Here is a 13,059-nt window from a genome sequence, read left to right as displayed (position 1 = left end):
TAACGCCCCACTAACTTACCTGCGGTTGCTGTGAATCCGAGAAAATCTCCTAGATCCGACGCTTCTTCCACGCGATCACAGAACCAATCACGCCAACAATCAAAGTGACAATATAAATGATCATCGAAATTGTGGTGGCGTTATAAAGATCGAAAAAATCTGGCTGGAACTCACTTGAGTAAATGGACGGCTCATACATTGTCCATCCAAAATCGAAGGAAGTCCGTAACTCAAGCTTCATGAAAATTCCGGAAATCGACATGAGCGTCAACGGAAAGAACACCCAAAACCACGGAAACACCCGCTCCTCTGTGGATTGTTTTCGTAACAAAGAAACGCCGACCAAAGCGGTCACAGCGGTCGCAAAGAAAAGTGCAAGGTTCATGACCACAGAGTAGAGCAATTCATCGATACTTATTGGTCAAGAATGCGAAGAACCGGTTCTCAGCAGTACCTGAGAACCGGTTCTTACTTTGGCGGTGGCGGGGGGATTTGAACCCCCGGTTGGGGATTACCCAACATTCGCTTTCGAGGCGAACACCTTCGGCCGCTCGGACACGCCACCGCCGATTAGTCTATCGGAATGGTTGCGCGCCAAACAAATCCAGAGTTCGGCTTCTAATCCTGAACAAGTACGGGATTAGTCGTCTTTCTTGAACGCACCCAGAACCTTGTTAGCTGCGTCCTTTACCTTTTCACCGGCATTTTCAGCAGCATCCTTGATGTCTGCCTTAGCCTGATCCGCACGGCCCTCATCAGCTAGGGACTCGTTATCAGTTGCCTCGCCGAATCCTTCTTTAGCCTTACCTGTGAGGTCCTCTGCCTTGTTGGAAAAATCGCTCATGTGGTGCTCCTCTCCTACTTCTTGTTGAGGTTTTTGTGACCCCCACCATAGGAGCGAGTCTTTGCAAAAGCTCGCCCCGCCCTGAAATTGATATAAATCCGTTACCTGTGAAGTTCGAAAAATTCGGTCATCAAGGCAGCACATTCAGGCTCGAGGATTCCTCCACTGACTTCCACTTTGTGCAACACCGCGGGGTCTCGAACCACGTCAAATACAGATCCACAGGCGCCGGTTCGGGGCTCAAATGCTCCGAATACGATGCGTCCGATTCGAGCACCCACCAAGGCGCCGGCGCACATACTGCAGGGCTCCAAGGTGACCACCGCGGTGCAGTCACTCAGCCGCCAGCCGTCGGAAAAACGGCGGGCGGCTCGTCGTAAAGCAATAATTTCGGCGTGGGCCGTGGGATCGCGGTCTGCTTCTCGACGGTTCGTTGCGGTCGCCAGGATCTCCCCGGTCGGCGCGTAAATGACGGCGCCAACGGGAACGTCCCCCTCAGGGGTTTGGCGAGCAATATCCAAAGCATGGCGCATGCGGCGCTCATCGTCTTCGATGCGCGCCTGCACAGGTAAAACGCCCACTAGTCGAATCCCACCACCCGAGCCAGATCATTATCAAAACCGAGTTCTTCCGCGATGCGCAGCAATTGTTCGGAAGGATCCAAATCCATGTCATCGCAAATCACGGAAAGAACCTCCTCAGACAGCCCCAAATCCGCCAAAATATCGAAATCACCTTCTGGCCATGGATCGATGTCGTCCAAATCATCAGGGTTGATATCTGGAAGATCCGCATCGAGTTCATCCATCACCGCGGCGGCGAAATCATCGTCGACAGCCATCGGCGCATCCGAAAGGAAAAGGAATACCCTACTTGGGGTGGGACGCACCATCACAAAATATTCATCATCAACGCACAACAGCGCAAACGCCGGCCCCTCGCTACGCAGCGAGCGAACCGCATTAATAGAGGTAGAGAGCTTGGAGAAGTGATCCTCAAACTCGCGTACCTGCCATTTACCTTCAACTAAGGTAGCCGTAACTGCAAAGCTCAGGCCATCCTCTTCAGTGTTCATAGAGATAACCGTAGTAGGTATGTGCCACACTTGTCAGGTGACTACCAAAGACATTTCCCGCCCAGTATGCATCCTGGGCCTCGGCCTCATCGGCGGATCCCTCCTCCGCGACCTCCATGCAGCCAACCACTCCGTCTTCGGCTACAACCGCTCACGCTCCGGCGCTAAATCAGCCGTCGACGAAGGCTTCGACGTTTCCGCCGATCTTGAAGCAACCCTCCAGCGTGCAGCCGCCGAAGATGCGCTCATCGTCCTCGCGGTCCCCATGACCGCAATCGATTCGCTTCTCGACGCCATCCACACCCACGCACCAAACAACGGCTTCACCGACGTCGTATCCGTAAAAACCGCCGTCTACGATGCAGTAAAAGCCCGCAACATGCAACACCGCTATGTGGGATCCCACCCCATGGCAGGCACCGCCAACTCCGGCTGGAGCGCATCCATGGACGGACTGTTCAAACGAGCAGTATGGGTGGTCACCTTCGACCAGCTTTTCGACGGCACCGACATCAACTCCACCTGGATCAGCATCTGGAAAGACGTCGTCCAAATGGCACTCGCCGTGGGCGCTGAAGTTGTCCCATCCCGAGTTGGCCCACACGATGCAGCAGCAGCACGAGTGTCTCATTTAACACACATCCTGGCTGAAACCCTCGCCATCGTCGGTGACAACGGTGGCGCACTGTCTCTCTCTTTGGCCGCTGGCAGCTACCGCGACTCCACCCGCGTTGCAGGCACCGACCCAGGACTCGTCCGCGCCATGTGTGAAAGCAATGCCGGCCCACTGGTCAAAGCCCTCGACGAAGCACTGGCGATCCTCCACGAAGCCCGCGAAGGCCTCACCGCAGAACAGCCAAACATCGAGCAACTTGCCGACAACGGCTACCGATCCCGCATCCGCTACGAAGCCCGCTCCGGCCAGCGACGCGCCAAAGAATCCGTTAGCCCTACCATCACCTCATCCAGGCCAGTGCTCCGTCTCCACCCGGGCACACCAAACTGGGAGAAGCAGCTCATCCACGCTGAAACCCTCGGCGCACGGATCGAAGTGTTCTAGTTTTATCGGCTGATGATTCTCAGGCGATTCCTAATATGAATTCGACACCAAGATTTCTTAATTTTGGCCACCATTTTGCCGAAATCTTGGTGTCGAACGTGCACAAAGTACACACCGGCGCACGCGAAAACCCCAGGCTGACTTTTTAATCAACCTGGGGTTTTATTTGTGCGCCCGGAGGGATTCGAACCCCCAACCTTCTGATCCGTAGTTAGATGCTCTATCCGTTGAGCTACGGGCGCAGTGCAGATTTTTTACCGTGTGGCGTTCTCTGCAACGACGATTACTTTACACAGCTTCAGAAAGAACAACAAACCCGCAGTTCAACGCCATTTACGTTGACTGCGGGCCTGTTAACTTTTAAAGCATGATGCCAAAGAGTGGGATCGCTACGAAGTAGGTGGAGATCGAAATGAGGATGACTGCGATGATGTTCAGCCACAGACCACCCTTGACCATTTCGCCGATCTTAATGTAGCCGGAGCCGAATGCAATCGCGTTTGGAGGCGTTGCCACTGGAAGCATGAACGCACAGGTTGCGGACAGTGCGACTGGGATGGTCAGCAGCAGAACATTCTGCTCGCCACCTGCGGTCAGTCCGATACCTACGGCGACGCCACCCATGATTGGCAGGAAGGTTGCCGCTGTTGCGGTGTTGGAGGTGAACTCGGTCAGGAACAACACCAGTACAGCAATGGCGAAGATGAGAAGGAAGATTGGAAAGGCATCAAGTCCCTTAGCTAGTTCACCGATCCATAGGGAAAGTCCCGTGCTGGTAAACATCGCAGAAAGTGAAAGCCCGCCACCAAAAAGCAAGAGAACATCCCATGGAAGTTCGCCTGCAGTACGCCAATCAAGAATGCGTTCGCCGGTTTTAAAGTTAGCGGGAACGATAAACATCAGCAGGCCGGCAGCGATGCCAATGAGGGAGTCATTGATAGAGAGCTGGGAACCGGTCCAATCTAGAATTAATGGAATGAAGACCCAAGCCAGTGCAGCTGCAGCAAAAATAACACCCACTGTGACCTGAGGTGCAGTCCACGGCCCCATTTCAGCGATTTCACGTTTGATCAGTTCACGTCCGCCAGGGATTTCTTTCATTTCTGGCTTGAACACGGTGGTCAACACAAGCCACGCGATGATGGTGAAGACGACAGCAATTGGTACACCCAGAATCATCCACTGACCAAATCCGATGTGGATATCATGCGATTCAGACATATACGCAGCAAGCAAGGCATTGGGTGGCGTGCCAATTAAGGTGCCGAGTGAACCGATGGAAGCAGAATAAGCAATGGACAGCATGAGTCCAGTGGCGAATTTCTTTTGGTTTTTCATTCCGCCCACAGTCTCAGCGGTCAGTGCTAGTACCGACATACCGATCGGTAACATAACCACGGCCGTTGCAGTGTTAGACACCCACATGGACAAAAATCCAGTTGCCACCATAAAACCCAAGACCAATTGCTTTGGCTTAGTACCAACAGCTAGCACGACCGCTAGAGCCATGCGTCGGTGTAGGTTCCATTTCTGCAGGCCAAGTGCCATGAGAAAGCCGCCCAAGAAGAGGAAGATCGTAGGGTTGGCATACGGAGCTGCTGCCTTCCCAAAGTCCACAACCTGGAAAGCAGGGAATGCAACCAACGGGATAAGTGCGGTTGCTGCTAGTGGGATTGCTTCTGTCATCCACCACACTGCCATCAAGATTGTGACTGCAGCAGTAAGACGCATCGCGTTGTTGGTGTATTCAGTTTCTGGATCGACGCCACTGGATTGCATGACGGTTTCCACGGAGTTCGAGGGGAAGAGAAGATAGACCAGGGCGGCTAGGACGAGGCCGGCAATGATGCCGGTTGCTTGTCGACGCCACTCTCGCCTGTCTCCAACGACCATTACTTCGCCCGGTGATTCTGCCGAGCCTTCTTTAATGTCAGGTGTGCTCATTGCTGAACAATCCTTTTCTGTAATTCACTCCCTTGCTTAAAGAAGGGATGGATTTTCTCACATACTCAGCCCGGTCATCAATGACCATGTAAGCCAACGAGGGAATATTAACGTTCGCAGTGCGAATTGGTAGAAAGATCACGTTCAGCCCCTCCCCCGTCAATCATCACACCTTTTTAATGGATTGGCCTGACCACTAGTTTCTTGGCGGTAGGTAAAGGTTACTAAGTTTTGCATTACACCCGTCCCACCCCAATGTGCAATGGTTACGCGAAGTAAAATTTTTTGAACTTTGCTCCAAATTTGATGATTAACCGCGACAGAGAAACTTCATAGAAATGCCGAAGCTGGCAGGCTTGCCAATACGGTTAAGGACTGGGAGTGGACGTCGAAAAGCAAAAATCTTTTAGATTCCGAGCACCAACTTGGCAATTGCAAAGTAGATGATCAAACCTGTTGCATCACAGAAGGTTGAAATAAAAGGATTAGAGAACACCGCTGGGTCCGCTCCGATCGCCTTGGCAATAATTGGCATTACTCCGCCAACTGATGCGGCCATCGTGCACACCGCCAACAATGTCAGACCGATGACAGTGCCTACGGGCATGCCGTAAACAAGCGATGCGATCACAAATCCAACGGCACCCAACAATGCCCCGAGCATGAGGCCGACTCGGATTTCTCTGCCCAAGACGCGGAAGACATCTGATTTTCGGACGTCACCCAATGCGAGCGCACGGGTCACGGTTGTTGCAGCTTGGTTTCCGGTGTTTCCGCCAGTACCAGTGAGCAAAGGAATGAACAATGCCAGTACCACGGCTTCAACCAAGGTGGCTTCGAAAATATCAAGAACTTGAACCGTCAAAATTGCTGACACTGCCAAAACCAGAAGCCATACGATGCGGGACTTCACCAGTTTCCGAATCGGCGTGGATAGATACGGCTGCTGGAGAGGTTCCGAACCACCACTGCGAGCGGAGTCCTCAGAGTCGGCTTGCTCCACGATGTCTTGCGCATCATCGAAGGTCAGCACTCCTAAGAGCATGTTCGATTCATCCACAACGGGCATCGCAACGAGGTCCAACTGCAGGAACCAGCGGGCGGTTTCTTCAATATCCGCGGACGCCAACACCGAAACAGGACGCACCATGATTTCCGAGACTTTTAGAGTGGGATCTGCGATGAACAGCTTTCGCAACGACACCACGCCCATCACTTGGCGAGCACGGTTCACAATAGGTAAGGCATAAATCGTCTCAGCCTCAGCAGCATGATTGCGCACAAAATCTAAGACTTCGGCGACGGACATGTCGTCGAAAAGCAATAAAACCTGGGGCGACATCCAACGTCCAACCGACCCCTTTGCGTAACCCAGGACCAGCTCCGTGACCTGCTTTTCCTGCGGATCGAGACTGCGAAGCAACTCGTCAGCGATCGACGCCGGCAGCTCATCAAGCAGTGAAACGCGGTCATCAGGGTCAAGGTCAGCGAAATAATCCAGCACTTCCGCATCCTGAAAAGCACCAATGAGATCAGCCTGGAGGCGCGGACCAAGAGCATCGAAGACCAACAACGATCGATCTTTACTGAGCAGACGCAGCAGCACCGCGCCTTTAGTTATAGAAGTTCGCTCAACCTGATCAATAACCTCTTGGATCGGCATCGCTTCCAACGTTGCAGCGACGTCCCTCGCCTCGCCCAGTTCCAACTCTTTCATGTCACATACCTCTCCCCTCAACAGGCCCGATTTCAGGCGCATCTGAGCCTATCAGGGGAAATACGAGATTATGGAAAATCAAACTTAGGTCCGTACTTGAGGTTTGTATCCATGAAAACGACATTTAGTCCACTGGACAGTCAACGAATAATTCGGAGACGATAAACTTTAAGCTAGAAGTGCGCACAGAAAGCGACTCATCCAGGCCTACCACCGAAGACATGTCTGCTTCGACCCACATCCTGTCCAGCGTCATAGATAAGATACTTCTGACATAATTCAGTGATCAGCAATTTACCTCACTACTGAGGGAAGCACTCGCGCTTTCAGACTCAGCCCATGTTAAACAACTACGCGAAGCTGTAATACGACTACAGGATGCCGTGCTGAGGGGCTAGTTTTCCATGCTATTTCAACACGCTTACCCCCATCACACTCGGCAGCGTTAGGGAGGAACACCAAAACCCCAGGCAAACAGCGTGTTTACCTGGGGTTTTACTTGTGCGCCCGGAGGGATTCGAACCCCCAACCTTCTGATCCGTAGTCAGATGCTCTATCCGTTGAGCTACGGGCGCTTTCTCGCTTGACCGAAATCAAGCTAGAGCGGAGACGAGAGGATTTGAACCTCCGGTCCCCCGTTAAGAGGACAACTCATTAGCAGTGAGTCCCATTCGGCCGCTCTGGCACGTCTCCTTAGTTCGCTCGGGCTGGCCGATAGAACCGATATGTTACAGTACCCCCTCTTGCTAAATTTCAGCAAACCTGCAGGTAAATGACTTAATCGGATGCGTGTCCATAGGGGCTAGTACTGTGTAAATCATGATTAGAGCAGATTTGGCAACTATCCCTACTTATGTCCCTGGCCGTCGTCTTGTTGATGCTACGAAGTTATCTAGTAATGAAGTTAGTTTTTCCCCTCTCCCGGCAGCAGTTGATGCGGTGACGGAGGCTACTCAGGGGGCTAATCGGTACCCGGATATGGGTGCGGTTGAGCTCCGTGAGGCTCTTGCAGAGCATTTAGAGGTTGAGTTTGACCAGGTCACGGTAGGTTGCGGCTCGTCTGCGCTGTGTCAACAGCTGGTTCAGGCAACGTGCGCTCAGGGCGATGAGGTCATTTTTCCATGGCGCAGCTTTGAGGCTTATCCAATTTTCGCGCAGGTCGCGGGCGCCACTCCTGTTGCCATTCCGCTGACTGCTGATCAGAATCATGATCTTGATGCGATGGCAGCCGCGATCACTGATAAGACCCGCCTGATTTTCATCTGCAACCCCAACAATCCTTCGGGCACCACCATCACCCAGGCGCAGTTTGATAATTTCATGGAAAAGGTTCCAAACGATGTCGTTGTTGGGCTGGATGAGGCTTATTTTGAGTTCAACCGCGCGGACGACACCCCAGTTGCCACTGAGGAAATCCACCGCCACGACAACGTGATTGGTTTGCGCACGTTCTCCAAGGCATATGGCCTGGCGGGCTTGCGTGTTGGTTACGCCTTCGGAAACGCAGAGATCATCGCGGCGATGAACAAGGTGGCTATTCCTTTCGCAGTAAATTCAGCGGCTCAGGCGGCAGCGCTTGCGAGTTTGAATTCTGCCGATGAGTTGATGGAGCGGGTGGAGGAAACCGTCGAAAAGCGTGATGCGGTGGCGGCAGCGCTTGGTGCTGCGCCGACGCAGGCCAATTTCGTCTGGCTGCCGGGAGAGGGCGCCGCTGAGTTGGCGTCTAAATTAGCCGAGCACGGTATCGTCATTCGCGCGTTCCCCGAGGGCGCGCGCATTTCGGTGACCAACGCCGAGGAAACTGACAAGCTGCTGCGCGCGTGGGAGGCCATCAATGTTGGGTAGTCTTTGGCGTTTTGCGGTGCGCACCGCAGCAGGCGCGGTGGCGTTGTGGGTGGTTATTAAGCTTATCGACGGCATCTCTCTGAGTTTTCCCACCACACCTCTCTATCAGGACGGTCAGCACGACAATCTGCTGACATTCCTGGCGGTGGCGGCAATCATTGTCGTGTTGAATGCCACGGTGAAACCCGTCTTGAAGCTGCTTGGTTTGCCGTTGACAATCATCACCTTGGGTCTGTTCTCGCTGGTCATCAACGCGGTAATCATGCTGCTGGCGGAGTATGTGTCAGATTTGATCGGTTTCGGTCTACACATTGAAACCTTCGGTGCGGCCTTCTGGGGTGCGATTGTGCTGGCGTTAGTGAACTGGGTTCTTGGCCCCATTACCGGCCTCCTCGGTGCAAAAAAGGACTAACCATGGCGGATCTGAGCATTGAACACGTATCAAGGTTTTTCGGCGATGCCACCGCCTTGAACGATGTGTCATTGACCGTCCCCTCAGGCTCCATCACCGCCATCATCGGGCCGTCCGGTAGCGGTAAAACCACGTTACTGCGTTTGCTGGCAGGCCTTGATTCACCCGATGAAGGCACCGTGAGCATTGGGAATAAGATCGCCAAGCTGGGTGACACTGCGCTGTGTTTCCAGGATTCGCCTTTGTATCCGCACCTTAATGTGTGGGAAAACGTGGCATTTCCGCTCAAGCTCAAAGCCACCAATGCTGCAGATGAGGTGGTGAAAAAGCGGGTGAGTGATGTTTTGGAAATGCTCGAAATTGCTCCCCTCGCCCGCCGGAAAATTACCGAACTCTCCGGCGGGCAAAAACAGCGCGTCGGCATTGCTCGAGCACTGGTCAGAGACGTAGAGGTTTACCTTTTCGACGAACCGATGGCCCACCTCGACCAAGCCTTAGCCCGCGATATTGTGGCCGATCTGCGCAAAATTCAACAATCGTTGGGACTGACGTTTGTATACGTCACCCACAGCAAATCCGAGGCATTCGCGCTCGCCGACCAAATTGTTGTGCTGGTAGATGGCCAAGTCGCGCAGGTTGGTGAGGCGGAGGAGCTCGTCGAAAAGCCAAAAACCCTAGAAATAGCCGAGTTCCTCTCCCCCACCGAGCTCAATGTGCGCCGACGTGGGGACGCCGTGGAGGCATGGCGACCCGAAGACACCCAGCTCACCCGCGGTGGCACTGCGACCGTGGAAGCCGTGACGTATTTGGGCCGCGAGTGGCTTGTGCAAACCACCGAGGGGCACGCCGTGTCGGAGGAAAAATTCGACGTCGGCGAAAGCGTCACGCTAACCCAGAAGAAGGTGTTTAGTTTCTAGCCGCCTGCAAAAGGAGGGAGCACATCCACTCGTGATGCCCCGCTGAGCGAGGCGGAAGAATCAGCCGAACGGCCATCGATAAGGAAGGTGCAGCGATCAAACACCTGCGCCAACGTCATGCCCGCTGCGGTGGTTTCAGTGTGCTGCTCACCGAGCTGTTTCAGCAGATCGCTGAGTGTAAGTTCACTTGGTGCCACAGTTTCCTGCGCCACCCCACGAGCTGCCCGAGCTGCCGCAAAATAATGAATGTCCATGTTGTTGAAACTTCCCTCTGGATTAAGTACTGAACTAATCGTAGGAAAGGCACAGTACTTAAACAAGGAGCGTTTAATTTCCACCCAATCCCACTGAAAGTTTCCCACCCCACAGTTATGCTGATTAAGTACTGAACTTACCGTAGGAAAGGCACTCAGATGAACAAAAGTATCCGTCGAGCTCTCTATAGTTTCATCACTATTTCGGCGGGTATCTCACTCGTAGCGTGCTCTTCTTCAGACACCGCAAGTACTACCACCCAGAATGCCTCTGCTACCGAAGCAGCTGGGGTTTCCGGAACCGCTAGCGTTTTCGCTGCGGCGTCTTTGACCAACGTTGCTGAGGATCTCGCGGCTGCGTTCAACGAAGACAATCCTGATGCAAAGTTGGAGTTTAACTTCGCTGGTTCTTCCGCGCTGGTTCGCCAGATCAGCGAAGGCGCACCATCTGATCTGTTCATTTCTGCGGACATCGCCAACATGGACGATGCGCTGGCACTTCCAGAATTTGCCGGCGCAACCTCGAAGGTCATCGCTACCAACAAGCTGGTGCTGGTCACCGCAGACGGCAACCCCGGCGAAATTTCAGAGCTTGCCGACGTCAAGGACTCCCTCGTTGCTATCTGCGCCCCTGAAGTTCCATGTGGAACCATCACCCACGAGGCTTTGGACTACGCAGACATCGAGTTGAACACCAGCTCTGAGGAAGCCAATGTTGCTGATGTCGCCACGAAGATTTCCACCGGTGCAGTTGATGCGGGCTTTGTTTACCAAACCGATGCTCAGTCTTTGGCTAAAACTCAGGACAACACTGTCATTGAACTCGAAGGTATCGACGCCAACGAATACCCAATGGCATTGACCACCTCCGGTGAAGACAATGAGGTAGCGAAGGCTTTCGCAGAGTTCCTCAGCAGCGATCGTGCCAAGGAGATCCTTGCCAGTTATGGTTTTGGCACAAACTAAAGCACCAAAAACAAAGACGCGTCGAAGCGAGAATCATATCCTCCCAGGGTGGCTGCTCATCCCGGCCACCCTGGCGATGCTGCTGATCATTGGACCTATTTTTGCTTTGCTGTTGCAGATCCCCTGGGATCGGTCTTGGGAGTTGCTTACAGCGCCGGAATCTTTAGAAACCGCACGGTTATCTATCGGAACTGCTCTGTTTTCTACCGCACTATGCGCAATTGTGGGTTTCCCGCTGGCGTTGGCGCTGCATTTATATGAGCGTTCGCATTCCAGGGTGACATCTGTTTTGACGGTGCTGGTTTATGCTCCTTTGGTGTTGTCGCCGGTGGTGTCTGGTTTGGCGCTGACTTTTTTGTGGGGCAGGCGTGGTCTTTTAGGTTCTTGGTTTGATCAGGTTGGATTGCCGATTGCTTTTACCACCACGGCTGTGGTGTTTGCCCAGGTGTTTGTAGCGTTGCCGTTTTTCATTTCCACTGTGACTACTGCGCTGCGTGGCATTCCAAAACAGTTTGAGGAAATCGCAGCTACTGAAGGTGCAACCCGCTGGGAGATCATGCACAAGATGATCATTCCGCTGGCGATGCCTGGAATTTTCACCGGTATGATTTTGGGATTCGCCAGGGCGTTGGGCGAGTATGGTGCGACGCTAACTTTTGCTGGAAATATTGCAGGTGTTACCCGCACCATTCCGTTGCATATTGAGCTTGGTTTGAGTTCCAATGACATGGATAAAGCCTTGGGAGCGGTGATTATGCTTTTGGCTGTCTATGTTCTCATCATTGGAGCCATCGGAGCGTTACGATTGTTTTCCAAGGTGAGAAAGGTTTAATTGATGTCTCGTTCGCCGGAGCAACATTTGGCAGAAATTTCAGCGCTGCTTCCCTCGCAAAAGTCCACGTTCGTGAATCTGCGCGAAGCGTTGGGACGTCGCACGTTTTCAGCGGTCACTGCACAGTGGGATTCGCCGCGTTTTGATAATTCCCAAATGGATGGCTTCGCGCTTGGCCCCTCACATTTAAACGGTGGTACCTTCGCAGTCGGACCAATCATTCCCGCTGGTCATGATCCTGATCAGTGGTACCCACGAGGCATCGAAAAAGACATCGCGCCGATTATGACGGGTGCGCGCCTTCCTAAAAACACCCTCGCGATCATTCCTGTGGAGAAAACCACACCGGGAAATTTCGACGCCACACAGGTAAAAATTCCCGCCACCCCGCAAGGTCAGTTCATACGGTTGCAGGGCTCGGATATTACTGCTGGCGACGAGATCATTCCAGCAGGTACGGAGCTTAACTCGGTGCACATCGGGGTGTTGGCTAGTCAGTCGATCAAGAGCATTGAAGTCGCAGCAAAGCCACGTGTCCTGATCATTACCGGCGGGTCTGAAATTTCAGAACAGCACGGCCCCGCCACGATCCCTGATGCCAACGGCCCTCTGCTTCGTTCCCTGTGCGCCCGCAACAACATCGAGGTCATCGCAGGACTACACACCAACGACGATCCGGAACGACTCCGCTTTGAACTGGACAACGCCATTGACCAGTACCAACCAGATGCCATCATCACCTCTGGCGGTATCAGCCACGGAAAATTTGAGGTGTTCAGGCAGATCCTCGAAGACTCCCCGAACTCCTGGTTTGGGCATGTCGATCAGCAACCTGGCGGCCCACAAGGCACCTCCACTTTTGCTGAAACTCCTGTCATTTCACTTCCCGGAAATCCGATTTCCACTTTGGTGAGTTTCACACTTTTCGTCGCGCCAGCGCTCAACCGCCAGCCGCTCCGCCACCTCGATGCCCACATCACCGCCCCGGTCCAGGGCTTGCAAGACAACCGGGAACAATTCCTTCGCGGAACCATCAATTATGCCAACGGCAAGGTCCTCGCCACGCCTCTCATCGGCACCAGTTCCCACCTGCTGGTTCAAGCTGCCACAGCCAACTGTCTGATCAGGATCCCGGCGCGGACTACGGTGGAGGAAAACGACATCGTTAAGATCTACCCATTCAACTAACAGGA

At 53.4% G+C, this 13,059-nt stretch carries 14 protein-coding genes and 4 tRNA genes; 7 read left to right on the top strand and 11 right to left on the bottom strand.

What is annotated here, in order from left to right; genetic code table 11:
- Positions 1-49: 49 nt before the first annotated feature.
- From KW808_RS01340 to KW808_RS01320, 5 genes are all read right to left on the bottom strand, one after another.
- The gene (locus KW808_RS01340; RefSeq protein WP_230622879.1) at positions 50-385 is read right to left on the bottom strand and encodes a hypothetical protein; all 336 of its coding nucleotides are present in this window, start codon (positions 383-385) and stop codon (positions 50-52) included.
- An 89-nt stretch (positions 386-474) separates the two neighbouring features.
- Positions 475-565: transfer RNA gene (locus KW808_RS01335), tRNA-Ser, on the bottom strand.
- A 75-nt stretch (positions 566-640) separates the two neighbouring features.
- Entirely contained in the window at positions 641-844 is a 204-nt protein-coding gene (locus tag KW808_RS01330) for a CsbD family protein (protein WP_003863391.1), read from the bottom strand.
- A 101-nt stretch (positions 845-945) separates the two neighbouring features.
- Positions 946-1,425 carry a tRNA adenosine(34) deaminase TadA gene (tadA, locus tag KW808_RS01325; protein WP_003863392.1) on the bottom strand — a complete coding sequence of 160 codons (480 nt, stop codon included), beginning with the start codon at positions 1,423-1,425 and terminating at the stop codon, positions 946-948.
- Entirely contained in the window at positions 1,425-1,919 is a 495-nt protein-coding gene (locus tag KW808_RS01320; RefSeq protein WP_003863394.1) for a tRNA adenosine deaminase-associated protein, read from the bottom strand. The genes tadA and KW808_RS01320 overlap by 1 nt, the downstream gene beginning before the upstream one ends.
- A gap of 37 nt (positions 1,920-1,956) precedes the next feature.
- On the opposite strand from KW808_RS01320, the gene KW808_RS01315 reads away from it, so the two are divergent.
- Positions 1,957-2,979: a prephenate dehydrogenase gene (locus tag KW808_RS01315; protein ID WP_003855646.1), complete on the top strand. Its 1,023-nt coding sequence runs from the start codon at positions 1,957-1,959 to the stop codon at positions 2,977-2,979.
- A gap of 169 nt (positions 2,980-3,148) precedes the next feature.
- On the opposite strand, the gene KW808_RS01310 is transcribed toward KW808_RS01315, so the two are convergent.
- The 5 genes from KW808_RS01310 to KW808_RS01290 form a co-directional block, all read right to left on the bottom strand.
- A tRNA-Arg gene (locus KW808_RS01310) sits at positions 3,149-3,221 on the bottom strand.
- 118 nt (positions 3,222-3,339) lie between these two features.
- Positions 3,340-4,923, bottom strand: coding sequence for an SLC13 family permease (locus KW808_RS01305; protein ID WP_003863395.1), 1,584 nt, complete (start codon positions 4,921-4,923; stop codon positions 3,340-3,342).
- A gap of 406 nt (positions 4,924-5,329) precedes the next feature.
- Positions 5,330-6,640, bottom strand: a complete 1,311-nt coding sequence (gene mgtE / locus KW808_RS01300; protein WP_003863396.1) for a magnesium transporter — start codon at positions 6,638-6,640, stop codon at positions 5,330-5,332.
- 502 nt (positions 6,641-7,142) lie between these two features.
- Positions 7,143-7,215: transfer RNA gene (locus tag KW808_RS01295), tRNA-Arg, on the bottom strand.
- A 29-nt stretch (positions 7,216-7,244) separates the two neighbouring features.
- A tRNA-Ser gene (locus KW808_RS01290) sits at positions 7,245-7,333 on the bottom strand.
- 126 nt (positions 7,334-7,459) lie between these two features.
- Between KW808_RS01290 and hisC the strand changes: the two genes are divergently transcribed.
- From hisC to KW808_RS01275, 3 genes are read left to right on the top strand one after another with little or no spacing between them, the layout of a single operon-like run.
- Positions 7,460-8,485, top strand: a complete 1,026-nt coding sequence (hisC, locus tag KW808_RS01285) for a histidinol-phosphate transaminase (protein ID WP_034983466.1) — start codon at positions 7,460-7,462, stop codon at positions 8,483-8,485.
- Complete coding sequence (locus KW808_RS01280; RefSeq protein ID WP_003857613.1) at positions 8,475-8,897, top strand: phage holin family protein; 423 nt, start codon at positions 8,475-8,477, stop codon at positions 8,895-8,897. Before hisC ends, KW808_RS01280 begins: the two co-directional genes overlap by 11 nt.
- Before the next feature lie 2 nt (positions 8,898-8,899).
- A complete protein-coding gene (locus tag KW808_RS01275) occupies positions 8,900-9,814 on the top strand; it encodes an ABC transporter ATP-binding protein (protein WP_003863403.1) in 915 nt (304 codons plus the stop codon).
- Here KW808_RS01275 and KW808_RS01270 read toward each other — a convergent pair.
- Positions 9,811-10,068 (bottom strand): MoaD/ThiS family protein, encoded by a 258-nt coding sequence (locus tag KW808_RS01270; RefSeq protein ID WP_003863405.1) that lies wholly within the window; start codon positions 10,066-10,068, stop codon positions 9,811-9,813. The genes KW808_RS01275 and KW808_RS01270 overlap by 4 nt on opposite strands.
- A 159-nt stretch (positions 10,069-10,227) precedes the next feature.
- On the opposite strand from KW808_RS01270, the gene modA reads away from it, so the two are divergent.
- The 3 genes from modA to KW808_RS01255 are packed head-to-tail and all read left to right on the top strand — an operon-like array spanning position 10,228 to position 13,054.
- Complete coding sequence (modA, locus tag KW808_RS01265; protein ID WP_003863407.1) at positions 10,228-11,034, top strand: molybdate ABC transporter substrate-binding protein; 807 nt, start codon at positions 10,228-10,230, stop codon at positions 11,032-11,034.
- Complete coding sequence (locus KW808_RS01260; RefSeq protein ID WP_003863408.1) at positions 11,015-11,866, top strand: molybdate ABC transporter permease subunit; 852 nt, start codon at positions 11,015-11,017, stop codon at positions 11,864-11,866. The genes modA and KW808_RS01260 overlap by 20 nt, the downstream gene beginning before the upstream one ends.
- A 3-nt stretch (positions 11,867-11,869) precedes the next feature.
- Positions 11,870-13,054 (top strand): molybdopterin molybdotransferase MoeA, encoded by a 1,185-nt coding sequence (locus KW808_RS01255; protein WP_003863409.1) that lies wholly within the window; start codon positions 11,870-11,872, stop codon positions 13,052-13,054.
- Positions 13,055-13,059: the final 5 nt, after the last annotated feature.

The organism is [Brevibacterium] flavum, assembly GCF_019317305.1.
Classification (GTDB): domain Bacteria; phylum Actinomycetota; class Actinomycetes; order Mycobacteriales; family Mycobacteriaceae; genus Corynebacterium; species Corynebacterium glutamicum.
The sequence above is the reverse complement of the archived record's forward strand: the minus strand, read 5'-3'. Positions and strand labels throughout refer to the sequence as shown.